This is a genomic window from Nonomuraea fuscirosea (assembly GCF_003001935.1).
Taxonomy (GTDB): domain Bacteria; phylum Actinomycetota; class Actinomycetes; order Streptosporangiales; family Streptosporangiaceae; genus Nonomuraea; species Nonomuraea fuscirosea.
This window is the reverse complement of sequence record NZ_PVNG01000003.1, coordinates 648,227-673,639: the sequence shown is the minus strand read 5'-3', so window position 1 is coordinate 673,639 and position 25,413 is coordinate 648,227. Positions and strand designations below refer to the sequence as shown.

The window sequence follows — 25,413 nt, the reverse complement described above, 5'->3', positions numbered from 1 at the left end:
GTCAGCGCTCCGGCAGGCGGGAGCTGGGCAGCCGGCCTTCCAGCATGGCCGGCTTGGCGCGCATGTCCTGCAGCACCTGCCGCCGGACGCGGACGAACTCATCGATCCGCCGCTCCGCCTCGCCCGCCTGCGCTCCGGCGCCCGGCCGCCCCAGTCCGGCGATCATGGCGCGGGAGTCCAGGAACATCCCCATGAGCACGTCCCCGGCGACGGCCGCCGCAGGTGAGCCGAGGGCGTGCAGCAGGGCGCGTCCCGAGGTCTGGAAGGTCAGCATGGCCGCTGTGCGGAGGCGTTCCAGCGGGGCTCGCCAGAGGTGGTGGCGGGCTTCTTCGCGGAGTGCCGCGCGCAGTGTGGCGTCCAGGCCCATCTCGGCCTGGTCGAACAGGTCCGGGACCACGGCCGAGAGCGGGACGTCGACGTAGGCGGGCCTGGCCTGGGCGCTGCGGTTCTTCACCACGTGCCCGGAGGCGTCCACCGAGGCGAAGCCCGGCCCGACGGCGCTGACCGGGATGAGCCGGACCACGCGCCGGTCGCTGTGCAGCCGGACCAGGGTGCGGAAGTGCTCGTTGGACATCAGCAGGTCGCGTACGAGGGCCAGCCGGGTGTTCTCATCCTGGTGCAGGTGTGCCAGCAGGTCCCATTTGGTGACCACGAAGCTGACCGGGCAGCTCGCGCCGATCAGGTGCGGGACGAGGATGTTCAGGGTGCGGTGCAGCTCGGTCCAGCCCTGGGGGTCGCCGTCCAGGTGCTGGCGGATACGGCCGCCGTCGATGATGCCGAGCAGCGCGTGCGCCGAGCGGACCTGGTCGAACAGCTCCGTACGCCGGCCGGAGTCGGTCTCGGCGGCGTCGGTGAGCAGTTCGCCGGCGTACTCCAGCAGGTCCAGGCGGAGCACCTCGTGCACCGTGTCCCCGGCCCTGGCCCTGACCCCGAAGGAGAAGTGCCGGGTCTCGCTGGTGAACGTGCCCCGCGGCCACTGATCGGCCCGCGTGGTGTCGGCCATCTGCGCGAACCAGCCGGTCAGCCTGGCCACGTCACCCTCCGCCGCCGACAGGTAGTAGCTCTGCCGCGACGGCGTCTGCAGCTCGTTGTACATGCTGGCCAGCAGCAGCGTCTTGCCCGAGCCCGGCAGACCCAGCGCCACCACCCGGAAGGTCGGGACGGCCGCCCGGATCCCGGCCTCACCCGGCGGCGGACCGCCGCGCCAGGGCAGGCCCGAGTCCAGGAACGCCATCACCGCGGCCACGATCCCGGCCAGCACGAATATCCCGAGGACGATGTCCATGGTTCCTCACCTCTTCTCGCGGAAGGCGCCGAGGCGTTCGCCCCGGACGTAGACGGCGCGGATGCGGTGCAGCGCCGCGAGGTCACGCAGCGGGTCGCCGTCGACGGCCAGGACGTCGGCGTCGTACCCGGGGGCGAGCCGGCCCTTGCGCTCCCCCAGCCCGCACACTTCCGCGGCCAGGCGGGTGGCGGCGTGCAACGCCTCGGCGCTGGTCAGGCCGATGCCGGGAAGCTCGCCGACGGCCCAGCGCAGGACGTCGGGCGGCTTGATCGGGGCGATGCCCGCGTCGGTCCCCGCGACGATCCTGGCGCCCGCCCGATGCAGCCGGCGGGCGTTGGCCATCAGCGCCGGCATCGCGGCGGCGATCGCGGGTGGCAGCCCGGCTCCCTCCACCGGGGCGGCGCCGAGCGTGATCCCGAGGGCGATGCCGCTTCTCGCGATGGTCTTGACCAGGTCGTCCGGCGCCGGGTCGACACCGCCCGCGGTCATGAAGCTGACGTGTTCGAGGCCGTCCACGCCGGCCGCGACCGCGTCGGCGACGGCTTGGACGCCGTGGGCGTGGGCGGTGACCGGCAGGCCGTGGCGGTGTGCCTCGACCACGGCGGCCTGCAGCTCCTCGGGGGTGAACTGGGGCAGCTCGGGACGGGTGCCGGGGGTCAGGTGACCCCCGCTGGCCATGATCTTGACGACGTCGACGCCGCGCTCGGCGCGTTCGCGTACGGCCGCGGTCACTCCGCTCACGCCGGCGGCCGTGCCGCCCAGATAGTGGCAGTGCCCACGTGGCGTGGTGATCGGCGGGCCGGCCGCGACGATCGTCGGCAGCGAGTGGTCGGACGCGGCGGCGCGGCGCAGCGCGAGGGTCAGATAGTCGCGGTCGCCGAGGTCGCGCACCGTCGTCACGCCGCCGCGGGCGGCCCGCCTGGCGGCGGCGGCCATGGCGGCGAGCGCGGCCGCGGCGTCCCGGCCCGCCAGGTTGCCCACCGGATCCGCGCTCGCGTCGAAGGCCAGGTGAACGTGCGTGTCGATGAGGCCGGGCAGCAGCGTGGCGGCGCCGAGGTCGACGACGTCGGCGCCCTCGGGCACACCACCGGGCGGGCCGACGGCCGCGATGACGCCGCCGACGAGCAGGAGGACGGGATCGGGGGTCAGGGCCGGGGAGACGCCGTCGTACAGCCACGCGGCGCGCAGGACGGTGAGCCGGCCGGACCGGGGGGAGCTGGTGTTCATGCCGCCAGGGTGCGGCTCGCGGGCGGTCGCCCACGTCGGGGCAACTACTCACGTGCGGTACTCACCTCCGGCGAGCCGCCGCGCTCACTCCGAGCCGGGGCCCTCCGGTCGTCGCGGCCGGCCGGAGGCGACCCAGGCGGCGATCTGGGCGCGGTTGGTGAAGCCGAGCTTGACCAGGATGTGCTGGACGTGGTTCTCCACCGTCCGCTCGGCGATGTGGGCGGCGGCGGCGATCTGCCGGCTGGTCAGCCCCTGGGACACCAGCACGGCGATCTCGTCCTCGCGCCGCGTCAGCGGGCCGGCCACCCGCCCGGACAACGATCGCGCCAGTTCCGCGCAGGACGCCCGCAGCGGGGCCATGCCGAGCTCGCCGGCCGCGGCGCCCGCCGACTCGGCCAGCGCGGCCGCTTCGTCCCGGTCTCCCGGCCGCCGCCGCCTGGCCAGGACACGGGCCAGTTCGTAGCGGGAGAAGGCGGCCATCGGCGGCGTGCCCGCCCGTTCGTTGACCTCGGCGGCGGCACGCAGGTGGCGTACGGCGTCGTCGAGGCGCCCCAGCGTGGCGGCGGCCCGGCCGAGCGGCAGCCGCATCGAGCCGTGGATCGTGATCACCCCGGCTCCGCCGCAGGCGAACAGATCGGCGTACGGCATCATCGCCGGGTACGTCCGCGCGGCGGTCTCCCGGTCGCCGAACTCCGCGGCGAGCTCGGTGATCAGGGCGAACACGGCCACCAGCAGAAAGGGCGGCACCGACGACGACGTGGCCGGCTGCAGGGTCCGGTAGACCTGCCTGGCCTCCTCCCGTCGTCCCGCCGCCACCAGGAACGACGCCCAGATGGCGGGAACCACGACGATGCCCGGATTCACCGGGCCCGGCGCGTCGATCGGCTCGCCGGAGCTTCCCGTCAGGATGCGCAGGTTCAGCAGGAACGCGTGCGACGGCACCAGGGCGCCCTCGTGGCCGGCCCGCCGCGACAGCTCCAGCGCCTGCTCCCCCAGCACGACCGCGTCGTCGAACCGGCCGCGGGCCAGGGCGATCGCGGCCCTGCAGCGCAGCGCGTGCCAGCGCGTCAGCGGCGAGCGCAGCCGCCGGGCGACCACGTCGATCGGGGCCAGCTCCGCCTCGGCCCGATCGAGACGGCCCAGCTGGGCCAGCGCGTCGAACCGCCACAGGCGGCCCCACAGCACCGCGTCGTCGTCGCGGTCGGCCTCGCCCATCGCGAGCATCCGGTCCCCGAGGGCGAGCCGGTCGGTCACGCCGTCGGGGCCGCTGCGGGCGAGCTGCCTGGCCCGCAGCGCCTCCTTGACCGCCCGCCGGTCGCCGACCCGTTCGGCCATGGCCAGCGCTTCGGCGGAACGGGTCTCGGCTTCACCGGGCGAGCTCCACGCATGGCTCACCGCGTACTGGGCCAGCAGCCGCGCCCGCAGCACGCTGTCCTGCTCGGGGATGCCCGCCAGCGCCTCGGCGTACAGCGCGGCACCGACGTCGTCCCAGACGAAGTCGCTGACCCCCTCCATGATCATGGCCGCCTCGCCGACGGTCCGCGCGTCGCCGGCCTCCCGCGCGAGGTCGACCGCCGCGAGCAGTGACCGGCGCGCCTCGACCATGTCGTACGCCCTGACCTGCGCCCGGGCCCTGGCCAGCAGCAACCGGCACCGGTCCGGCCCGCTCAGCGCCGCGTCGCCCGCCACGGCCACCGCGCGCCCGTACAGGGCCGCCGCCTCCTCCCACGCCAGTTGCGCCATCGCCTGCTCCGCGGCCCGCTCGGCCCACGCCGCGGCCAGGGCGGCATCGCCGGCGGGCAGCGACTCCAGCAGGTGGAAGGCCACCTCGCTGGTCCTGTCGGCCGCGTCGACCCGCCCGATCAGGTGTTCCGCCATCCGCCGGTGCAGGGTGAGCCGCTGTGCCGTGCCCACCTCCAGCCGGGCCGCCTCCCTGATCAGGTCGTGCCCGAACCTGCTCCCCGTCCCGCCCGCCCGTGCGTCCCGCGCGGTGGTGAGGATGCCGGCCGCCGCCGCTTCGTCGAGCGCGTCCAGCACCTCCGCGACCTCCCACCCGGCCGCCGCGGCCAGAGCGGGCGGGTCGACCGCCGACCCGAGCACCGCCGCCGCCGACACCACCTGACCGCACCACGCCGACAACCGGTCCAGGCGGCCGCGTACGGCGTCGCGCACCCCGGCCGGCAACTCCGCCTCGTCCCCCTGCTCGCCGCCCAGCAGCCGGGCCAGCTCGGTGACGAAGAACGGATTGCCCCGCGTACGCCGGCTGACCGCGCCGACCACCGGCTCCGGCGACGGCCAGCCGGTGACGCCGGCCAGCAGGTCACCGACCTCGGACTCGGCCAGTCCCGTCAGCCGCACCCGCGTCACCGACGCCTCCCCGGCGAGCGCGGCCAGCGTCCGCCGCAGCGGCTCGCCGATCTCGGTGTCGCGGTAGATCGCCAGCACCGCCAGCCGCGCCGCCGCCGCTCCCCTGGCCAGGTACACCAGCAGCCGCAGTGACGCCTCGTCCGCCCAGTGCAGATCGTCGAGGACGACCAGCAGCCCGTCCTTCCCCGCCCCGGCCGCCAGCAGCCCGCTCACGTCCTCGAACAGCCGGAATCGTGACTCGGCCTCGTTCATCGCGCCGAAGTCCGGGACGACGAGCCCCGCAGGCCGGTCCCGACCACCTTCGGCCCGGTCCCGACCGCCCTCGGGACGGTCCCGACCGCCTCCGGGCCCGTCCTGAGCGCCTTCGGACTGTTCGAGCGCCCGCAGGACCTGCCGGAACGGCCAGTACGCCGGATTGCCCTCCTCGTCGGTGGCCCGCCCCCAGCAGCACCGCATCCCCAGCCGCGCCGCCACCGCCGCGGCCTGCTCCGCCAGCCGGCTCTTGCCCGCCCCCGGCTCCCCGGCCAGCAGCAGCACCTGACCCGCGCCGGCGGCGGCCGCGCCGAGCCGGTCCTCGATCCACGCGAGCTCCTGCTCACGTCCCACGAACCTGATCTGTCGCGTCGCCGCCTCCACTCGCCCCGGCCGGTACGCCGACCGCCCCGCCGACTCCCGCTCTGCACGAGTGTCAGCGGCTCGCCCGGTCGCGGGCAAGTGAGTCGCAGCGGAATCTCCCGGGTGCCCGCCTTTCAGACGGCGTCGACGAGGTGGTGGGAGGGCCCGTAGCGGATCTTGTAGTCCGCGCAGTAGCCGATGAGTCCGTCGGCCGTGCACCGGGCCGCGATGCTGACCCAGCGGACGTCGGAGTCCGGCGTGTCGTCGTAGAACGTGAAACCGACCGCCGTCTCGAACCGGTCCTCGCCGCACGCGCACTCGACGAAGTACTCGGCCTCGGCCTCTTCCGTCGGCCAGTGCTCCTCTCCGTCGAGCATGAAGATGGTCCGGTCACACTGGACGCAGGTGCGGCGTACGCAGGTCGAGGATTCGTCGGTCTCCAGGACGAAGACCTGACCCGCGCAGTGGGCGCAGCGTGCCACGATCACCTGGTGCGCGGCATATTCATTGGGGTCGGCGGCGAAATAGGCGACCAGGTCGTCGATGCCGTCTCCGACCCAGTTGTCGTTGATCTGCCTGAGTGTCACCCGAGCAAGGTAACGAGGACCCTCCGGCGGGCGCAGCCGGATTCCGGCAGGTCCTCAGCCGGCTCGTGGCATGCGCAGGACCAGGCAGGCGCCCTGGGCGGAGTCCTCGATGGTCAGGGAGCCCTGGTGAGCGTGCGCGATCTCGCGGCAGATGGGCAGGCCCAGGCCGGTGCCCTTGGGGTCGAGGGCGCGGGATTCCGGGAGCCGGGCGAAGCGTTCGAAGACGATCTCGCGGTGCTCCGGGGCGATGCCGGCGCCGTCGTCCATGACCGCCAGCACGGCGGTGCCGTCCTCGGCCCTGACGGCGACGGTGACGGCGGTGGCGGCGTGGCGCTGGGCGTTGTCCACCAGGTTGGTCAGCAGCCGGCCGAGCAGCACCCGTTCGCACTCGACGAAGACCCCCGGCCGCAGGTCGGTGTGCACGGGCACCCGGCCGGGCAGGCGGCGCCGGAGCTCGGAGCGGACCAGGTCGGCCAGGTCGGTGCGCTCGCGCTGCGACGACCGTTCGGGGTCCAGGCGGGCCAGGGTGAGGATGTCCTCGGCGATCGCCTGCTGCCGTTCCACGTCGTTGAGCAGGTCCTTGGCCAGGGACGGCCAGTCGACCGCGGCCGGGTCCATCAGCGCCTCCTCCAGGCGCAGCCGGGCGCCGGCGATCGGGGTGCGCAGGTCGTGGGAGGCCTCGGCGGCGAAGCGCCGCTCCCGGCGCAGGGCCGACTCCTGCTGTTCGAGGGTGTCGTTGACGACGGTGGCCAGGTAGCGGATCTCGTCGTGGTGGGCGGGCACGGGCACCCGGTGACCGGGATCGCCGGCGGCGGCCCCGGCGAGTGCGGCGGTGATCAGCTCGACCGGACGCAGGGTCCGGCCGACGATCCAGTAGGTCCCGACGATCATGACGATCAGCAGGATCGCCGACCCGGCCGCCAGTTCCGCGACCAGCGCCTCACTGACGTACCACGGCGGGGCGGGCAGCGCGCTGTAGGCGATCAGGTCGCCGCCGGCGGCGGGGACCCACATCGCCGCGACGAGCACGCACCGGTGAGGGAAGCCGGGCACGTCGCACAGGAGCCGATCCGTGGCCGCGGATCGCCGTGGCGGCACGAACGTGGCCATCCGCGGCTGGCCCCGCATCCGGGGGGTCGCCGAGACCACCTGCCCGGCGACAGCGGCCAGCTGCATCGCGGGCACGTTCTCGAGGTCGATGACCTCCGGCGCGTCCCGGTGCGCGAAGCGGTGCGCCAGCTCCAGGTTCGCCGCGTACAGGCGGGCGAGCCGGCGCGCCGTCGTCTCCTCGTGCCGGTGATCGAGGATCAGCACGGACGTGATCACGCACAGCACCGTCGCCACCACGGCGGCCAGCATCGTCATCCGGGCCCGGATGGACCAATGGGACCGCCTGAGATGCTCGGCCACCCACGGTGCGAAGCGGGCGGCCCGCGGGTGGAGGTGTTCCATGGCCCCGGCCCTCCCAGCGGATCCGACCCTCCGGAACGTTCCCCTGACCAGCGAAAACAGTCATGACGACGCTATGGAGCGGGCGTAAGGCCCGGCGGAGGCGGTCAGCGGCGCCCGGCCGGCGCATCGGAGCGGCACACGGACTGTGTGGCCGCCTTGAGCGCCCGGCGGTGGAGCCGGTCCAGCCGTTCCCGCGCCGCCCCCGACGCGGTGGCCAGGCCCAGCTGCACCGTGCAGGCGACGGGCTGGTCCCGCACCCGCTCGGTGTTCTTGAGCTCGGCGAGCAGGTCCGTGGTCAGCCGGTCGAGCCGCTCCCGGATCTGGCCGAGGTCGGGGCGGGTCGTGGGCGCCTCCTGCGGGTGCGCGGTCCAGCGGGCGAACAGCCCCTTCTGCACGACCTTGCTGGCGGTGATCTGGTCACGGAAGAACGCCACCGCCGCGTCCGGGTCCAGCTCGGCCGCGACGGCCTGCTTCCGCACCTGCTCCAGGACCTGCTCCTCGCGTACGGGATCCTCGATGGGCGAGCCGGTGCCGAACTTGGCCGCCGCCACGTCGTCGCTCACCCGGATCCGCTCGATGACCCCGTCCGTCAGCGGGCCGAGCCTGCCCCGTGACGTGCCGGCCTCGGCCGCGCTGCCGACGGCGCTCGTGGGCGTCGCCGCGGCCATGGCCTGAGGGGCGGCCGGCATGGTCGCCGCACCGAACATTCCGGCGATCATCGTGTAGCGCGTCATCCTCGTTCGCAGGTTCATTTGTCCACCTTTATTTGGATATATGGGCTGCTTAAGGGCCGGCCTCAGGACGGGTCCGGCAGCGGGATCGCGCGGAAGACGTGGTCCGGGTCATGACGGCGTTTGACCGCGAGCAGCCGCTCGGTGTTCGGGCCGTAGGCGTGGGCGATCCGTGCGACCTCGTCTTCCCCGAGCAGGTTGGGGTAACCGCCGGGCAGCGTGTCGGGATCGAGGGCTCCGGTCAGGTCGGCGGCCCAGGCGCGGTGCTCCGCCGCACGGGGGTCGCCGGGCTCCCAGAGGGCGATGACCTCGATCATCAGGTGCGGGTCGCGGTTGCCGAACGCCGTCTCCCTCACGGGTACGCGGGCCGCGGCCCCGTGCAGGCTGTGCACGGACACGGCCGAGTAGGGCGAGGTCAGGGTGGAGCCCGCGAGGCTCAGCACGTCACGTACGCCGGAGGTCGGCGACGGCACCCAGCGGGGGCGGATCTCGACGTGCCGGCCGAAGGGGAACTGCGCGTCGATGCCCGCGAGCAGCTCGGGCATGGTGGCCGGGGCGACCTGGGAGACGAGGGGCGTCCCGAGCGTGTCCAGCCGGGCCAGCGCGCGTTCGCCCGCAGCCGCGTCGTCGCCGCTCCAGGTCGGCGAGAGGAACACCAGCGGTTTGCCGTCGGGTCCGGCCAGGACGCCGAACTGCACGGTCAGCTCGTCCGGGCTCCCGTCCAGGACGTCCGGCAGCCCGGCCAGCACGGTCCCGGCCTGCTCCCACGGAAACAGCACCATGCCGGACAGCAGCGTCGGCACCTCGTGCAGCCGTACCCGCATCGAGGTGACGAGGCCGAAGTTCCCGCCGCCGCCACGCAGTGCCCAGAACAGGTCCGGCTCACGTTCATGATCGGTGGTGACGACGGAGCCGTCCGCGAGCACCACGTCGGCGGAGAGCAGGTTGTCCAGGGCGAGCCCGAAGCGGCCGCTGAGCGGCCCGTAACCGCCGCCGAGCGTCAGGCCCGCCATGCCCACGGAGCCGGCGGAGCCGGTCGCGGCGGTCAGGCCGAAGGGCTGGGCGGCACGGACGACGTCGGCCGCCGTGGCCCCGCCGGACACCTCGGCGACCTTCGCCTCGGCGTCCACCGTCACCCGGCGCAGGCCGGAGAGGTCGATGGTCAGGCCGCCGTCGCTCAGCGACCTGCCGCCCCAGTCGTGGCCGCCGCCGCGTACGGAGAGCGGCACCCCGTTCTCCCGCGCGGCCAGCACGGCGGCCTGTGCCTCGGCCGGGTCGGCGCACCGGACGATGACGCCGGGGCGGGCGGTCACGGCGCCGTTCCAGATCGCCCGGCCGGCGTCGTAGTCGGGCCCGGTGGTGACCACCCGGCCCGTGCGGACGGCCTGGCGCAGCGTGCCGATCAGCCGGCCGAGTCGTGGATGTGTCGTCGTGGGCATGGGACCCCCATCTCGGGAAGGGACGCGTTTCACCGGGCGTTGCGGGCCGCGTCCTCGATCACCCGCGTGACGGCGTCGGGACGGCTGACCATCACCGCGTGGGAGGCGCTGACCTCCTCGATGTGCGCGCCGGCCCGCTTGGACATGAAGCGCTGCACGTCGGGGGCGATCGCGTGGTCCTGGCGGGTGATCAGGCTCCAGGCGGGAACGGTGCGGTACGCCTCCTCCACGCCGGCGTCGGTGACCGCCCTGGTGTTGGCGGGCCGCTGGGCGGCGGCCAGGTCGGCGGCGGTGGTCTTGTCGACGTCACCGGCGAAGGCGTCGCGGAAGTGGTCGGGGTCGATGGACACCTCCGTGCCGTCCGGGACCTCGGTCGAGACCAGCGGGATGGGCGTCGGGGACTTGGCCGCCAGCTCGCCCACCGTCTCACCCTTCGCGGGGATGAACCCGGCGATGTAGACCAGGGCCTTGACGTCGGGGTCGGAGACGCCGGAGTTGGTGATCACCGCGCCGCCGTACGAGTGGCCGACCAGCACCATGGGGCCGTCGATCGCGGCCAGGTAGCTGTTGACGTAGGCCGTGTCGCTGGTGAGCCCCCGCAGCGGGTTGGCGATGGCGCGGACCGGATAGCCGTCCTTGCGCAGTCGTTCCATCACCGGCGACCAGCTTGAGGAGTCGGCCCACGCGCCGTGGACGAGCACGACGGTCGGCTTGCGGGCCGAGGTCTCACCGGCCGCCAGTGCCACGCTCGGCGCGGTGGCGCCGATCAGGGCGAGGGCGCCGACGGCGAGGGCGACACGACGGAGCACGCGGTTGCGCATGATGCGACCTTTCGGTTCATGTGTTGCTTCGGACGAAGCGGCGGCGACGTTCCTTCGGCAGGCGCAGCGCCGAGGTAGAACGTTCGGTCTTATCTTGGCCACTTCCGATCCATTCGTCAAGACCGAACGTTCTACCTCTCCTCTGGCTGGCAAGATACGTACCGCAACAGACCCGGGAAAGGACGACGTTCATGCCCGAATCCAGCCCGCCCGTGCGGCGCTCCCTGTTCCTGCACGCGCCCATCCGCCGGGGGCCGCGCCGGATGCTGGAGCAGATGCTGGCCCTGGTGGACGACGACACCCCGGCCGACGGGCCGCAGGGTCCCGTCGCGGTGCTGGAGCGGCGGCTGGCCGAGCTGCTCGGCAAGGAGAGCGCGCTGTTCTTCCCCAGTGGCACGATGGCCCAGCAGACCGCGTTGCGGGTGCACGCCGACCGGCTCGGGCGCCGTACGTTCGCCGCCCATCCGCAGTCGCATCTGGACGTGTGGGAGGAGCAGGGCTACAACGCCGTGCACAGGCTGCGGTTGCGCCGCACCGGCGACCCGCACGAGCTGATGACGGCCGCGGACCTGGCGGCGGCCGCCGGCGAGCCGCTCGCCGCGGCCGTCTGGGAGCTGCCGCAGCGTGACCTCGGCGGCCTGCTGCCCACCTGGGACGAGCTGGGCGAGCAGGTCGCGCTCGTCCGCGCCACCGGCGCCGCCGCGCACCTGGACGGCGCCCGGCTGTGGGAGGCCCAGACCTACTACCGGCGGCCGTTCGACGAGATCGCCGCCCTGTTCGACACCGTCTACGTCTCCCTCTACAAGAGCCTGCAGGGGGTACGCGGCGCCGTGCTCGCCTCCGACTCGGCCACCGTGGAGGCGGCCCGGGTGTGGCGGCAACGGCTCGGCGGCGGCATCCGCGACGCCTGGCCGCTCGCCCTGGCCGCGCTGGTCCACCTCGACACCCTGGCGGAGAGGATGCCCGCCTACCGCGAGCACGCCATCGCCATCGCGGCCGCGATCAACGCCGACGGCGCCGCCCGCGCCCACCCCGACCCGCCGCAGACCCCGATGTTCCACGTCCACCTGCCGGCCGGCCGCCACGCCGTCGAGCGAGCCGGTCAGGAGATCCTCGCCGAGCACGGCATCCAGCTCTGGGGCCGGGTACGTTCGGCGTCCGAGCCGGGCCGGTCCGCGTTCGAGGTCAGCGTCGGCGAGAACGCCATGGAGTTCACCCCCGACGAGGTGGTCGGCCTCATCCACGACGTCCTGGCCCGCGCCCGCTGAGGGGGCGCGGAGTGTCCGACCGACGGCGTCGCGATCGGGCACGGCTTCGATACGTCGTCGAGATCTTCATCCGCGAAGATCTCCTCCGGCCGTCGGTTCCCGGCGGCACGGAATCGAGCGGGGAGCGCATGGGCATGGGTCGATGGACGCTTGGGCCGGCTCTTGTGCTGACGGCCTCGATCTCGGTCTCGGTCTCGGTCTCGATCACCGGCGTGCCCGCCGAAGCCGCCGCCCGTCCCGATCCGGTCGCGGCGCTGAAGCGGAAACTCAACGGTCATGGCGGGGTGCGGGAGACTGCGGTGTTTCGCTCCGTCTTGGGGCCGAAGAAGGTTCGCCTCACCGGCCGGGCCAAGACCGTGTTCGAATTCGGTGGTGGCGGGATCGTGGCCAGCGACCTCCGCTTCTCGTCCTCACTGGGCGACTCCCGGAGCATCGCCTTCCTCTACCGCGTCTACAACTGGGAGCCCGAACACCCTGACTACCTGCCGGCGGGCAAGTCCTGGATCGTGTCGAAGAAGAAGAAGAAGAACGACCTGTTCATATCGTGCGGGCAGATCAGGCTGAGTGATCCCGCGGTCCTCCGGCACGTGCTGGCCACCACCACGGCCAAGCACCCCGCCGGCGTCTACGACGGCACCCGCACCACCCTCTACGAGGGCAGCACCACGATCGGCGCGCTGTACAAGCTGGATCCGAGCGTGTGGGTGGACAACGTGAACAAACCCATCGGACAGCACGCGAGCTACCGCAAGTTGCCGGTGAAGTGGCGGCTGTGGCTCGGCTCGGATCAGCTCGTACGCAGGTGCCAGACGCGTTATGACGAGCCCGACAGCCCTTGGAGCGTCGAAGACCGCCATGTGGTGATTACCGATGAGCGGTACTCCGGCTGGCACGACCCGATCGACGTCAAGCCACCTCCCGCCGAACTCGTGGCGACGAGGGACGAACTGGTCTTCTCCGACGACGACTGAACGCGAGGGGTCCGCCGCACGGATAGGAAAAGGCCTGTAGCACGCTGCCGAGAGCCCCGCTACCTGCCCGCCGGCGGTGTCAGCGGCGCCAGAAGGTGTCGTGGGCGTGCTGGTCGGACACGTACTCCCAGCGTTCCGCGACCAGCTCGCGTTCGAAGCGGTAGACGATGAAGTTGTCCATCTCGACCCGCTCGCCCCTGCGCTCCGCCGTCCACCGGTGCAGCGTGACCGCGTGGGAGTCGTTGGCCTGGACGGAGAGCAGGCCGGTGCGGAAGGTGCCGGCCGTCTCCTCGTTCACGAGTGCGCCGAGCCTGACGATGGCGTCCTTACCGCGGTGCTCTCCCGTCACGACGCAGTCGCCGCCGATGTGGAAGACGACGTCGTCGGCGAGCAGGGCGAGATACCCGGGGAGGTCGCCGGCGCCGGCCAGCTCGTACAGGCGCCGGGTGAGTACGGCGTTCGGGTGGGTGTCTGGGCTCATAGGGCTACCATGACGCACCGAGGTGGCCGATGGTCTACGCCCTGTACTCCAGCAACCGCCTGTTCGACCATCGGGCCCGGTGACGGGGGTCGCTCAACCGAGGCTCAACAGAATCTCAATCCGCGCCGCCGTACGTTCCTCTCATCACACCAACGGGGAGGAACGCACATGAAACTCACCGCCAGACTGGGCGCGGCCGCCGTCGCCGGCGCGATCTCGCTGGCCGTCCCGGCGGCCGTGGTTCCCGCTCCTGCCGTCGCCGCCACGGCGCAGGGCGGGTGCGGTCAGGTCACGCACTGGACCAGCAGGTTCAAGCACCACGTACGGGTCTCCAACAAGTGCAACTACTCGATCTCCTTCCAGGTCAAGCGGCGCGGGCCGGACTCCGACTGCCAGATCCTGACCGCGTACGTCACGCGGACGTTGTGGTGGCAGCGGTACGGCCGGCAGTTCCAGGGCATCCGCTGGAACTGCGCGTAGGGGCGGGGTGTGCGCCCGGACCGGCCGAGCCGCGTCCGGGCGCACGGCCGTCCATGCCGGCTGAGGCGTGCGGCCGTGTCCACCCGCGATCAGAGCATGCGTCGCAGGGCGGTCTCGACGGCGTCGACCAGCGCGTCGCCCTCGGTGCCCGGGTGGCGGGCGAGGCCGAGTTCGACGTCCGGCAGGGGCGGAAGCGCGGAGGCGTCGTGGCAGGCCATGGACGGTTCGAGGTTGGCGGGCAGGAGCGCCCCGACACCGAGTCCGGCCCGTAGGGCGGCGAGCACCCCGGCCAGGCTGTTGCTCTCGAACGCCACCCGCCACGGACGTCCCGAGCCCTCCATCGCGTCCAGCACCGCCGTCCGCCAGGCGCACGGGTTGGCGAACAGCACCACCGGCAGCGGGTCGGCGTCGACGGCGACCCCCTGCCCGACCGCCCACACCAGCGGCAGCCGCACTGTCCACTTCGGCGGCCTGGGCAGGTCGGGGACCTCGTCGAGGACGAGCTGCACCCGGCCCGAGTCGTACGCCTCCCGCGTCGCCGCGCCGGTGAGGGTGAGCACCTCCAGCGTCGCGCCGGGATGCAGCCGGGCGAGGTCGGCCAGGGCCTGGTGCAGGCGGGAGGCGGCCAGGTCCTCGTGCAGGCCGAGGCCGCAGTGCCCGGTGAGCGCCCGCCCGGTCTCGGCCAGCGCCTGAGCCGACAGGGCGAGGATGCGCTCGGCGTACGGCAGCAGCTCCTCCCCCACCCGGGTCAGCGTGACGCCGGACGGCGCCCGGAGCAGCAGCGGGCTGCCGACGGTGCGTTCGAGCTTGCGCAACTGCTGGCTGAGCGCGGGCTGGGTGCGGCCGAGCGCCGCCGCGGCGCGGCTGATGCTGCCCGCCCGGACGGTGGCGACGAACGACCGCAGCAGCACGGTCTCAAGGTCACGGGGCATAACAATTCATTATGCCTTATCCTACGAAATGACGTCTTCCTATGGCCTGTCCGGATGACTACCGTCGAACCAGTGACCCGATTTCGACAGGTGCTCGCGGTGCCGGGGCTGACGCCGCTGCTGGGCATCTCCCTGCTGGCCCGTACCGCGATCACGGCGGACGCGATGGCGCTGACGATGGTCGTCGTCGTCACGCTCGGCCACAGTTACGCGGCGGCGGGAGCGGTGGTGGCGGCGCTCACCGCCGGTGTCGCGCTGGGCGGGCCGGTGCTGGGGCGGATGATCGACCGGCGGGGCCTGCGCACCGTGCTGCCGATCACGATCGTGCCGCAGCTCCTGTTCTGGTCGGCGGTGCCCGTGCTGCCGTACGTGGTGCTGGTGGGCGCCTCCTTCGTGGCCGGGCTGCTGATGGTGCCGGTCCAGGCGGTCACCAGGCAGGCGATCACCGCGATGACCACGGCGGAGCAGCGGCGGGCCGCGTTCGCGCTGGAGTCGGTGGCGGGCGAGGTGTCGTACCTGGTGGGCCCGGCCGTGGTGATCCTCTTCGCCACGACGCTCTCCCCCGGCGTGGTGTCGTGGGGCGTGGGCGCCGCTATCGTCGCCGGCGGGGCCGGGATCATGCTGCTCGACCCGCCGCTGCGGGCCGAGGGCGAGACGTCCGGCGCGGCGGCGGGCCGGCCCCGGCGCAGGGAGTGGCTGGGAGTGCGGGTGGTCGCCGTGCTGCTCATGGGGTTCGGCGTCGCGATGTTGCTCAGTGGCGTCGACCTGGCCATCGTGGCCACGCTTCGCGAGGCCGGTCGGGTCTCGTGGGCGGCGCTGGTCGTCGCCGTCTGCGGGGCGGCCTCCGTCGTGGGTGGTCTGGTGTACGGCGCGCTGCCCCGGCCGGTGCCGACCTGGCTGCTGCTCGGGCTGCTCGCGCTGGTGACGATTCCGGCCGGGCTCGCCCCCACCTGGCCCTGGCTCTGCGTCGCCGTCGTCGGGATCGGGCTGCTGACCGCGCCGACCCTGGTCACGGTCACCGACGCGGTGAGCCGGTTGACGCCCGCCGGCGTGCGCGGCGAGGCGACCGGGCTGCACTCGTCGGCGGCGGGCGCGGGGTTCGCGCTCGGGGCTCCGGTGGTGGGGATGGCGATCGACGTGTCCACTTCGGCGGGCGGCTTCGCGGCGGCCGGTCTGGCGGGGCTGCTCGCGGCGCTGACGGGGTATCTGCTCTGGCGCTCGGGAACGGCCGCCGTCGCGCCGCCGATCGCCGATCTGACAAGGACCTGAAACTTTCAGCGGGCCCGATCCGTGCGGCTCGCGTGCTTTCGCGGGCCTGACCACTGTCACGTCGTCGTACGTGATCCGGCGGGCGGCCGGAACGCTGACAGCGGCATTGACAGGCGTCAGGGCGTCCTCTTTGCTGTGGGGCGATCACCGTCATCCCGCGAGGAAGGGACGATCTTGCGATGTTAGCGCTAACAGCAGCCTTCGGGGCTCTACCAGGACCGAGAAGACTCTCCCAGGTGATCGCGACGATCACCGGACTGATCACCGGCACGGCCGGCCTGGTGCTCGGTGCGGCGCCCGCGTCCGCCGCCGCCTGCGGAGACGGCTCCTTCCAGGCGCAGGTGACGGTCAGCGGCAGCACCTGGACCGCCCGCAACAGCGCCGGCGCGAGCGTCTACACCGGCACCGACTTCCGCGCGGCGGTCCAGGCCGGCATCGGCAGCCTCACAGCCGGGCGCACCTCGATCCAGCGCGTCGTGGTCCGCGGCAACGGCACGATGAGCGCCGGCAGCCGGATCTCGCTGCCGAGCCACACCTCCCTGTCGGTCTGCGGCACCGTCAACGTGACCGGCTCGGGCTCCGGCGACTACGCGCCGATCTACTCGCGCGGCACCACGAACATCGAGGTCCCGTACCTGAACGTCACCGGCACCCCGGTCTACGGCGTCTTCCTGCGCAACGTCACGAACGTCTGGCTCGGCCAGATCGACATGCGGCTCGGCGCGGGCCTCGGCGTGCGCGTCGACAACCGCGGCGACACCAGCCAGTGGAGCCGCAACATACGGGTCGACAACGTGTACGTGCAGGGGGCCAGTTCGCACGCGATGGAGACGTACGGCGTGGACGGTCTGACCGTCGGCACCGTGACGGCGCGCAACGTCGGCGAGTCCGGGCTGCTGCTCAACCAGACCGTCAACGCGACGGTCGGCACCGTCGACGCCGACAACGCCGGCGCGGGCACCGGGTACGCGGCCTTCCGCATGGCCAACCGCAACGGCCGGATCGGCAGTTCCTACCCGACCAACATCCGCGTCGGCACGGTCAAGGCGCGCGGCGGCGGCCGGGGGATCTTCTGCGTCTCCGAGAGCGGCGGCGCCACCATCGACCGGGTCGACCTCGCCAACACCGGCAACAACGCGGTCCTGGTGGAGAACTGCCACAACGTCGTCATCGCCGGCGCGTCGGGGACGATCAGCGGCGGTGGCGAGGTCCGCATCGCGGCCCGTACGGAGTTCGCGCCGTCGTCAGGGATCCGGTTCCAGAACCTGACGGTCTCCAACACCGGCATCAGGTGGAGTCCGTGCACCGGCAGCAACAACACGATCAGCAACGTGACCAGGATCAACTCCACGCTGACCTGGTGCTGACGACGGCCGCACCCGCGGTCCGCCACGGCAGCCGCCATGGTCCGGCGCGGCCGCGGACCTGAGGCCGGCTCGGCCCGGCGGATCTGAGGCGGTTCGACTGTATGATCCGTCGTTGTCCGTCATGAGCTGTCGCGGAGGCGCCGATGAGGGCACGGTCGCTGGTCGTCGTGGCGTGTCTGCTCGTGCAGGGCTGCGCCGCCGGGCCTCCGCAGACCTCGGTGAGCGCGTCCGGGTCACCGACCGGGTCCGAGTCCCCGCCAGAACCCACGTCCCTGACGACACCGCCACCGACGGAGACGGAGACGGAGACGCCGGGCGACGCGGACGTCCCGGTGTCGGCGCGATGGGAGCGCGTTCCCGGCCTGCCCGACGACGGCGCCTGGGAGCGGGGCCTGTACGACGTGAGCGCCGCCTCCCCCGACCTGGCCTGGGCCGCCGGCTACAAGGGCTGGGAGGACGAGGTCGCGATGACCCTGCGCCACTGGGACGGCTCCGGCTGGCGGATGCTCCCGGCGGGTTACACCGGCAGCCTCGCGGCGGTCGACGCCGACGGGCCGGGCAACGTCTGGGCGGTGGGCGGCGGCTCGTTCGACAAGCCCGTCGCCCTGCACTGGAACGGCAGCTCGTGGCGCCGCCATCGCTCGCCGATGAGCACGCGGGACGTCGCGGTGGACGGCGCCCGCGTGGTGCTCATGTCGTCCTTCCAGGTGATGGAGGGCGACGGGGCCCGCTGGACCAGGAAGCTCGGCGTCAGCCGGCCGGGCTCCGAGCTGCGCGCGGTGAGCGCGGGCGGCGGGCACACCTGGATCGCCGGCACCCGCATGGACCGGCCGATGATCTGGCACGGCACCGCCCGCGGCTACCGGGAGGCCGAGTTGCCCGGGGTGCCGGAGAGCGGCACGCTGGGCGCCGTCTGGCAGAACAGCCCGTCCGACGTGTGGGCGGTGGGAGCGACCGGGGAGAGCCCCCTCGTCATGCGGTGGAACGGCTCGTCCTGGCGGCGGGTCGCGCTGCCGGCGGACTGGCGGGGCAACCTGACCAGCGTGACGGCCTTCGGCCCGGACGACGTGTGGATCGCGAGCCTGCGTACCGAGACCCCGCCGAAGCACGTCGTGCTGCTGCACTGGGACGGCCGGACGTGGACGCGCGAGCGCTCGCCGTCGCCCGGCGAGGTGACCAGGGCGGTGGTCGAACGGATCCCGGGCACGTCACAGCTGTGGCTGGCCGCCTCGATCGTGAACGGCGACTCCGAGTCGATCGTCCTCTTCCGCCGTCGCTGACGGCCGATCGCCCCGGGACGGGAATGTCATGTCACATTCGCCGCCTTCCCGTCGTCCTTCGTAGACGAGGAAGGAGAGCGACGTGGCGAAGAAGGTCGTGGTGATCGGTGGCGGGGTGGCCGGGCTGGTGGCGGCCGTCGCCTGCGCGGAGGCGGGCGCGCGGGTGACGCTGTACGAGGCGCACCGGAGTCTCGGCGGGCGGGGGCGGGCGATCGGCGGGCCGTACCTGGCTCATACGGGCGGTCACGTCTTCTACGCCGACGACCCGAACTGGGCCTGGTTGCGGGAGCGGGGGCTGGTCGGCGCGCTGGGCCGGCCGGCGTTGCGGGACTTCAGGACGGGGTTTGTCCGCGACGGCCGGATGCGGGCGCTGCCGCCGGCCGGATTCGTCCGGATGATGGCGACGGGCCCGGCGACGGCGCCGGTGGACGTGGACTTCCACACCTGGGCCTCGGCCCGGTACGGCGAGCGCACCGCCAGGGCGGCGGCCAACGCGATCAGCGTGGTCACGTACGACGCCGACACGGGACGGCTGTCGGCGGCGTTCGTGTGGAACCTGCTGCGCCGGGTGTTCGCGCTGCGCGTGCCGTCGGTCCGCTGGGTGGCCGGCGGCTGGCAGGCGGTGATCGACCGGCTCGCCGCAAGGGCTCGTGACCTCGGCGTCGCCGTCGAGCTGGGCGCGCGGGTGCACGAGCTGCCGGACGGGCCCGTGATCGTGGCCACCGAGCTGTCCTCGGCCCGGCTGCTGCTCGGCGACCCGGGCCTGCGCTGGGAGAGCGGCGACTGCGTGCTGTTCGACCTGGCCGTACGCTCGGCGCGCGGCGATCGGTTCGTCGCCTGGGATCTGGACGCCGGCGGCTTTCACGAGACCTACTCGATGCAGGATCCGGCCGCCGCCCCGGACGGGGAGACACTGTTCCAGCTCCAGATGCCGATCAGGAGGGACGAGGGCAGGGCCGGGGCGGCCCGGCGGGTGGAGGCGCTGGCCGACCTGGCGGTGCCGGGCTGGCGCGAGCGGACGACCTGGCGGCGCTCCGCCTCGGCCAGGCACCGTGGCGGCGCGCTCGACCTGCCCGGCCTGACCTGGCGCGACCGCCCGGCCGTCGACCGGGGCGACGGCGTGTTCCTGGCGGGCGACATGGTCGCGGCGCCCGGCATGCGCGGTGAGATCTCCGTCGCCAGCGCGCTCAGAGCCGCCGGCGGCGCCCTGCTCGCCCTCCACCTCACCGAGCACGCCACCCGGTGAGCCAGGGACGCCGCACGTCCTCCGGGTGTCGCATCGGCCGGGCGGTGTTCGGTTAAGGGCGGGCGGTCAGATAGCCGCCCATGGTCCGGAACAGGTCGCCGGCCGGCAGGTCGGTGCCGTCCTCGGTGCGGACGCGTTCGATGACCAGGCCGTGGCTGCGGCCCCGGCGGGCCTCGGCGCCGGCCACGATGACGATGCCGTCGCCCTCGCGGATGAACACCCGTCCCGGCGTGCCACCGTAGACGCCCTGGGAGACGGACGCCTTCAGGACGCGGACGCGCTCGCCCTTGTAGTGGGTGAAGGCGTTGGGGTAGGGGTCGGACTGGGCCCGGACGAGGCGTTCGATGTCCTCGGCCGGCCAGGTCCAGTCGATGTTGCCGTCCTCGATCGAGCGCTTGTGGAAGAAGCTGGCCTTCGAGCGGTCCTGGGGCGTCCAGTCCGTACGGCCGGAGGCGATGAGGTCGAGCGACTCGGCCACGATCGGCGCGATGAGGTCGACCGTGCGGTGGAACAGGTCGGTGGCGGTGTCGGCCGGGCCGACGGGGACGGCGCGCTGCACCACGATGTCCCCGGCGTCGAGTTCGTCGTTCATCATGTGGGCGGTGACGCCGACCTCCTGCTCACCGTTGATGAGCGCCCAGATGAGGGGCGAGAAGCCGGCGTAGGCGGGCAGCAGCGAGTCGTGCACGTTGAGGATGCCGTGCCGGGGCAGGGTGATGAACTCCGGCGGTATCCAGGTGCGCCAGTTGTTGGCGACGATGAGGTCAGGCTGGACTTCCTTGAGGGTGAGCAGCAGGTCGTCGTCGGGACGGTCGCGCAGCACGACCGGGACTCCGTGCTCCTCGGCCAGGCCGGCCACCGAGTCGCTCCAGATCTTCTCGTACGCGTGGTCGCTCTGAGGGTGGGTGACCACCAGCGCCACGTCGTGCGCGGACTCCAGCAGGGCCCGCAGGGTGCGGTGCCCCCACGTCTGGTAGCCGAACATCACGACCCGCATCAGCTCTCCTCGCGGCGACTTCGGGGGAAGGGGTGGTCTCGCTATTTAGGGAAGCCTAACCTAAGTTAGAGCAGGATTCCAGCGCGGACTCCGTTCCGAGACCCCCTCTCGAAAGGCCTTCCATGCCCACTGCCGAGCAGCCCGTGCACGACCTTGTCGGTATCGGTTTCGGCCCTTCCAACCTCGCCCTGGCCATCGCCCTGCGCGACCGCGGGACGCGCACCGGCGAGCGGATCGACGCGGTGTTCCTGGAGAAACAACCCTCCTTCGGCTGGCATCGCGGCATGCTTCTCGAAGGCACCACGATGCAGGTCTCGTTCCTCAAGGACCTGGTCACCATGCGCGACCCCACCAGCGAGTTCAGCTTCCTCAGCTATCTCAAGGCCCGCGACCGGATGATCGACTTCATCAACCACAAGACGATGTTCCCCTCGCGCCTGGAGTTCCACGACTACCTGGAGTGGGCCGCGGCGCCCTTCGCCGACCAGGTCGAGTACGGCTCCGAGGTCGTCGCGGTCACGCCCGTCACCGGGGAGGGCCAGGAGGCCGTGGAGTGCCTCGACGTGGTGGTCCGCCAGGCCGACGGCGAGCTCAGCACCCGCCGTACCCGCAACCTGGTCCTCGCCGTCGGCCTCACCCCGGTGCTGCCCGACGGGATCGTCAGCGACGAGCGGATCTGGCACAGCGAGGAGCTGCTGGACAAGCTCCCCACACTCACCGATCCGCGCAGGGTGCTGGTGGTCGGGGCCGGTCAGAGCGCCGCGGAGGTGACCGAGCACCTGCACGGGCGTTTCCCCGACGCCGAGGTGTGCGCGGTGTTCGCCAAGTACGGCTACACCCCCGCCGACGACAGCTCCTTCGCCAACCGGATCTTCGACCCCGCCGCGGTCGACCACTACTTCGGCGCCCCCGAGACGGTCAAGGAGCGGCTGCTCGCCTACCACACCTCCACCAACTACTCCGTGGTCGATCTCGACCTCATCGACGAGCTGTATCGCCGGCACTACCAGGAGAAGGTGCGCGGGCGGGAACGACTGCGCATCCTCAACGCCTCCCGGCTCGTGGACGTGGCCCAGGACGGGGAGGGCGTGCACGCCACCGTCGAGTTCCTGCCCACGGGTGAGCGGACGGTGCTGGAGGCCGACGTGATCGTCTACGCCACCGGCTACCGGCCCGGCGACCCGCTGACCCTGCTGGGCGCCACCGGCGAGCACTGCGAACGGCTGCCCTCCGGCGGGCTGCGCATCGAGCGCGACTACCGGATCGTCACCTCCCCGAACGTGCGCTGCGGCATCTACGTGCAGGGCGCCGCCGAGCACACCCACGGGCTGACCTCGACGCTGCTGTCGAACACCGCCGTCAGGGCCGGGGAGATCGCCGACGCGGTGGCCTCCCGGCTGAGCAGGAGCGGGCGCGGCTCGTACGCGTTCTCGCGATAAACCCGCGCCGTGGTGGCGGCCGGCCGGCGCGGGCCGGTCCGCCACCACGGCGCGTCTCACCACCGGAGCGTCTCATCACCGGAGCGGGCGCGTCTCACGGGGGCGTCTCAGTCTCTGAGAGCCCAGGCGACGTCCCTGAGCAGGGCGTGCCGCCAGCTCGCCCGGTCGTGGCCGGCGGGCGAGCGCGAGACCCGTACCGTCGCCCCGGCCTCCGCGGCCAGCGTCTCGACCAGCTCGCCGTGCGGCAGCATGCGCGGCTCGTGCTCCCCCAGGTCGAACGCGACCCGCAGACCGGACAGATCGGGACGCCGCCGCAACCGTTCGGCGACGACGCCTCCGACGGGACCTCCCAGCGGGTCGGCCAGGCCGGAGGCCGCGGGCGTCCACCAGAACGAGCCCGACTGGCAGGCCACGCGGGACACGAGCTCAGGGAATTCCAGCGCCGCGTACACCGCGCTCAGCCCGCCGAGGCTCTGCCCGGCGACCACGAGCCGGCCGGCGTCGGCGGGCACCCCGCTCTCCGCCACCAGGGGCAGCAGTTCGTCCCTGACCGCCTCCCACAGCTCGGGCCGGCAGCCGAACTCGGCGTCCCGGTCGAGGACGGGCAGGAAGACGAGGGTGACGGGAGGCAGGTCGCCACGGGAGACGGCCGAGTCGAACGCGGTCATGGCCGGGTGCAGGTGGAGCCAGTCGTCCCCGTCGAGCAGCAGCACGATCGGCCCGCCGCCGCCCGCCGGATGGACGCGTACGGTCCGCCGCCGCCCACCCGGCCGCTCGCCGGGCCGCCCGTCCAGCCTCCCGCCGAGCCCACTGAGCCGCTCGCTGATCCAGCGCAGGCGGACGCGCGGCAGGGGCAGGACGTCGTCGGCGCCGACGGCGGGCCAGTGCGGCTGGTCCGGGGCGTCGGGGGTCGCGGCGATGGACCGGTCGCCGCCCGCGCCCACCGGGTTGAACGGGTCCGCGTACGCCGCGCCGTCGCTGACGAGCCAGTAGGTCACCCGCAGCCGCGCGGGCATGGCGACCTCGGCGTACCAGCAGTCGGTCGCTTCCCACCTGCGTAACGCGACCGGCTCCGACCAGCTCTCGAAGTGCAGGCTCGCCGGAGAGCCGCGCCACAGGAAGAGCACCGTCCAGCCGTCCTGCGACGGCACCGCGGCGGGGCCCTTCGCCGCCGCCCAGAACGCGCCGGTCCCCGGCTCCCCTGGCATCCCGTACGCGGCGAAGGTGCTGTCCATGCGATCCCCCAGACGGCGTGTAAGGTTAGCCTCACCTAAGCTACCCATGTTACGGTTTGCCTGCCCAGTACGGGCGCATGAGAGCAAGGGATGGCAGATGCCCCTCGACGTGTCCTTCCCCCGAGCCGCCGTGATCCAGGCGTGAGCACCGCAGACCCGGTCATCCTGCGCACCGCGACCGGGCCCCAGGCCACCCGCTGGGTGACCGCGCACCTGCGGGAGGTGCCGGGGCTGACGACCGCCGCCGTGCTGACCACCGTGGCGGGCGCGGCGCTCCAGGTGGTGCCGGTGTTCATCCTCGGCCAGGTGGTGGACGGGGTCGTCGCGGGCGAGCCGCCGTCGGTGCTCGTCACGATCGGGGCGCTGCTGGTGGCCGCCGTGCTGCTCGGCGCCGCCGCCACGGCCGGCTCGACGTACCTGATCGGGCGGCTGGGCGCGGACCTGCTCGCCAGGCTGCGCGAGGCCGCCGTCCGGGCGGTGCTGGGCATGCCGAGCGCGCGGATCGAGCAGGTCGGCCGGGGCGACGTGCTGTCCAGGGTCGGCGACGACGTGGCCGTGGTGTCCAAGGGCATCCGCACGGCCGTTCCCACGGTGTTCTCCTCCGGGGTGCTGGTCGCCATCGCCACGGCCGGCATGTTCGGGCTGGACTGGCGGCTCGGGCTGGCGGGGGCGGGGGCGCTGCCCGCGTACTGGCTGGCCCTGCGCTGGTATCTGCCCCGGTCGGCGCCGCTCTACCAGCGCCAGCGCGAGGCCCAGGCCGACCGCGCGCAGGCGCTCATCAGCGGCCTGAACGGGATCGACACCGTCCGCGCCTACCGCCTCGAAGCGGACTTCCGCGCGCGGGTCACCCGCGAGTCGTGGCGGGTGCGCGACCTCGGCATCGAGGTGTTCCGGTTCTTCGGCCGGTTCGTCGGCAGGGAGAACCGGGCCGAGTTCATCGGGCTGAGCCTGATCATCGTGGTCGGGTACGTGCTGCTGGAGGCCGGCGCCGTCACCCTGGGCCAGGCGTCGGTGGCCCCGCTGCTGTTCCACCGGCTGTTCAATCCGCTGGGCGCCATCATGTTCACGTTCGACGAGGCGCAGAAGTCGGGCGCCAGCCTGACCCGGCTGGTCGGCGTGCTGGCCGAGCCTGCCGAGGAGCGGCTGGTGGGCCTGGCTCCGGCCGCGCCGGCGGACGGCGGGCCGTACCCGGTGACGGTGGAGGGACTGACGTTCGCCTACCCGGGCACGGAGCGGCCGGTGCTGGTGGACGTGAACCTGTCGATCCCGGCGGGCGGTTCGCTCGCCCTGGTGGGGGCGACGGGCGCGGGCAAGACGACGCTGGCGGCGCTGATCGCGGGCATCGGCACTCCGCAGGCCGGCTCGGTGCGGATCAGCTCGACCGACCTGGCCGGGCTGGACGAGGCGGGGGCACGGGCCCTGGTCAGCATCCTGACGCAGGAGACGCACGTGTTCTCCGGGCCGCTCGCCGACGATCTGCGGCTGGCCGCACCGGAGGCGGGCGAGGCCGAGCTGATGGACGCGCTGCGCACCGTCGGCGCGACCCCGTGGGTCGAGGCGCTGCCGGACGGGCTGGACACGGTGGTCGGCGAGGGCGGCGAACGGCTGGACGGCACCAAGGTCGCCCAGCTCGCGCTGGCCCGGCTGATCCTGCACCGGTCGCCGGTGGTGGTGCTGGACGAGTCGACCGCGGAGGCGGGCAGCCAGGGCGCCGCCGAGCTGGAACGGGCCGTGACGGCCGCGTGCGCGGGCCGGACCACGCTCTACGTGGCGCACCGGCTGACCCAGGCGATGGCGGCCGACCGCATCGCCGTCCTCGACGCCGGGCGCGTCGTGGAACAGGGCACCCACGCGGAGCTGGTCGCCCGGGGCGGCCGGTACGCCCGGCTCTGGCAGGCCTGGCAGGAAGGCTCCTAGAACCTGA

At 73.1% G+C, this 25,413-nt stretch carries 21 protein-coding genes; 9 read left to right on the top strand and 12 right to left on the bottom strand.

The genetic code is table 11. The annotated features are described in order from the left end of the window. Position 1: 1 nt before the first annotated feature. From B0I32_RS57565 to B0I32_RS10005, 8 genes are all read right to left on the bottom strand, one after another. On the bottom strand, positions 2–1,285 hold the full coding sequence (locus tag B0I32_RS57565; protein ID WP_181307208.1) for a TRAFAC clade GTPase domain-containing protein: 1,284 nt from the start codon (positions 1,283–1,285) through the stop codon (positions 2–4). 6 nt (positions 1,286–1,291) lie between these two features. Further along, positions 1,292–2,512 carry an amidohydrolase family protein gene (locus B0I32_RS10035; protein ID WP_106236956.1) on the bottom strand — a complete coding sequence of 407 codons (1,221 nt, stop codon included), beginning with the start codon at positions 2,510–2,512 and terminating at the stop codon, positions 1,292–1,294. An 84-nt stretch (positions 2,513–2,596) separates the two neighbouring features. Beyond that, positions 2,597–5,485 carry an ATP-binding protein gene (locus tag B0I32_RS60880; RefSeq protein WP_146178108.1) on the bottom strand — a complete coding sequence of 963 codons (2,889 nt, stop codon included), beginning with the start codon at positions 5,483–5,485 and terminating at the stop codon, positions 2,597–2,599. A gap of 143 nt (positions 5,486–5,628) precedes the next feature. Further along, positions 5,629–6,081: a hypothetical protein gene (locus B0I32_RS56395; RefSeq protein ID WP_146178107.1), complete on the bottom strand. Its 453-nt coding sequence runs from the start codon at positions 6,079–6,081 to the stop codon at positions 5,629–5,631. 54 nt (positions 6,082–6,135) lie between these two features. Next, positions 6,136–7,446 carry a sensor histidine kinase gene (locus B0I32_RS10025; RefSeq protein ID WP_146178106.1) on the bottom strand — a complete coding sequence of 437 codons (1,311 nt, stop codon included), beginning with the start codon at positions 7,444–7,446 and terminating at the stop codon, positions 6,136–6,138. Between the two features lie 191 nt (positions 7,447–7,637). Beyond that, positions 7,638–8,285 carry a chorismate mutase gene (locus tag B0I32_RS10015; protein WP_106236950.1) on the bottom strand — a complete coding sequence of 216 codons (648 nt, stop codon included), beginning with the start codon at positions 8,283–8,285 and terminating at the stop codon, positions 7,638–7,640. Positions 8,286–8,329: 44 nt separating this feature from the next. Then, positions 8,330–9,703, bottom strand: a complete 1,374-nt coding sequence (locus B0I32_RS10010; RefSeq protein WP_106236948.1) for an FAD-binding oxidoreductase — start codon at positions 9,701–9,703, stop codon at positions 8,330–8,332. Between the two features lie 29 nt (positions 9,704–9,732). After that, positions 9,733–10,524, bottom strand: a complete 792-nt coding sequence (locus B0I32_RS10005; RefSeq protein ID WP_106236947.1) for an alpha/beta fold hydrolase — start codon at positions 10,522–10,524, stop codon at positions 9,733–9,735. Positions 10,525–10,715: 191 nt separating this feature from the next. On the opposite strand from B0I32_RS10005, the gene B0I32_RS10000 reads away from it, so the two are divergent. Further along, positions 10,716–11,792, top strand: a complete 1,077-nt coding sequence (locus tag B0I32_RS10000) for a threonine aldolase family protein (RefSeq protein ID WP_106236945.1) — start codon at positions 10,716–10,718, stop codon at positions 11,790–11,792. Positions 11,793–11,926: 134 nt separating this feature from the next. After that, entirely contained in the window at positions 11,927–12,763 is an 837-nt protein-coding gene (locus B0I32_RS09995; RefSeq protein ID WP_146178105.1) for a hypothetical protein, read from the top strand. Between the two features lie 79 nt (positions 12,764–12,842). Here the strand turns inward: B0I32_RS09995 and B0I32_RS09990 are convergent, their stop codons facing one another. Then, on the bottom strand, positions 12,843–13,244 hold the full coding sequence (locus B0I32_RS09990) for a nuclear transport factor 2 family protein (RefSeq protein WP_106236942.1): 402 nt from the start codon (positions 13,242–13,244) through the stop codon (positions 12,843–12,845). Positions 13,245–13,412: 168 nt separating this feature from the next. Here B0I32_RS09990 and B0I32_RS09985 point away from each other — a divergent pair, with 168 nt between their 5' ends. Beyond that, a complete protein-coding gene (locus B0I32_RS09985; RefSeq protein ID WP_106236940.1) occupies positions 13,413–13,724 on the top strand; it encodes a hypothetical protein in 312 nt (103 codons plus the stop codon). Positions 13,725–13,813: 89 nt separating this feature from the next. On the opposite strand, the gene B0I32_RS09980 is transcribed toward B0I32_RS09985, so the two are convergent. Beyond that, positions 13,814–14,656 (bottom strand): LysR family transcriptional regulator, encoded by an 843-nt coding sequence (locus tag B0I32_RS09980; protein WP_106236939.1) that lies wholly within the window; start codon positions 14,654–14,656, stop codon positions 13,814–13,816. A gap of 72 nt (positions 14,657–14,728) precedes the next feature. On the opposite strand from B0I32_RS09980, the gene B0I32_RS09975 reads away from it, so the two are divergent. From B0I32_RS09975 to B0I32_RS09960, 4 genes are all read left to right on the top strand, one after another. Continuing rightward, a complete protein-coding gene (locus B0I32_RS09975) occupies positions 14,729–15,925 on the top strand; it encodes an MFS transporter (protein WP_106236937.1) in 1,197 nt (398 codons plus the stop codon). Between the two features lie 236 nt (positions 15,926–16,161). Next, complete coding sequence (locus B0I32_RS09970; RefSeq protein ID WP_245955716.1) at positions 16,162–17,292, top strand: hypothetical protein; 1,131 nt, start codon at positions 16,162–16,164, stop codon at positions 17,290–17,292. A gap of 143 nt (positions 17,293–17,435) precedes the next feature. After that, positions 17,436–18,572 carry a hypothetical protein gene (locus tag B0I32_RS09965; protein WP_106236936.1) on the top strand — a complete coding sequence of 379 codons (1,137 nt, stop codon included), beginning with the start codon at positions 17,436–17,438 and terminating at the stop codon, positions 18,570–18,572. 82 nt (positions 18,573–18,654) lie between these two features. Then, positions 18,655–19,818 carry an NAD(P)-binding protein gene (locus tag B0I32_RS09960; protein ID WP_106236934.1) on the top strand — a complete coding sequence of 388 codons (1,164 nt, stop codon included), beginning with the start codon at positions 18,655–18,657 and terminating at the stop codon, positions 19,816–19,818. Between the two features lie 52 nt (positions 19,819–19,870). Here B0I32_RS09960 and B0I32_RS09955 read toward each other — a convergent pair whose 3' ends face one another. Then, positions 19,871–20,815 (bottom strand): methionyl-tRNA formyltransferase, encoded by a 945-nt coding sequence (locus tag B0I32_RS09955; RefSeq protein WP_106236933.1) that lies wholly within the window; start codon positions 20,813–20,815, stop codon positions 19,871–19,873. 122 nt (positions 20,816–20,937) lie between these two features. Between B0I32_RS09955 and B0I32_RS09950 the strand changes: the two genes are divergently transcribed. Beyond that, on the top strand, positions 20,938–22,254 hold the full coding sequence (locus tag B0I32_RS09950) for a lysine N(6)-hydroxylase/L-ornithine N(5)-oxygenase family protein (protein WP_106236931.1): 1,317 nt from the start codon (positions 20,938–20,940) through the stop codon (positions 22,252–22,254). Between the two features lie 107 nt (positions 22,255–22,361). Here B0I32_RS09950 and B0I32_RS09945 read toward each other — a convergent pair whose 3' ends face one another. Then, positions 22,362–23,489, bottom strand: a complete 1,128-nt coding sequence (locus B0I32_RS09945; RefSeq protein ID WP_106236930.1) for an alpha/beta hydrolase-fold protein — start codon at positions 23,487–23,489, stop codon at positions 22,362–22,364. A 141-nt stretch (positions 23,490–23,630) separates the two neighbouring features. Between B0I32_RS09945 and B0I32_RS09940 the strand changes: the two genes are divergently transcribed. After that, on the top strand, positions 23,631–25,406 hold the full coding sequence (locus B0I32_RS09940) for an ABC transporter ATP-binding protein (protein ID WP_245955715.1): 1,776 nt from the start codon (positions 23,631–23,633) through the stop codon (positions 25,404–25,406). Positions 25,407–25,413 lie beyond the last annotated feature (7 nt).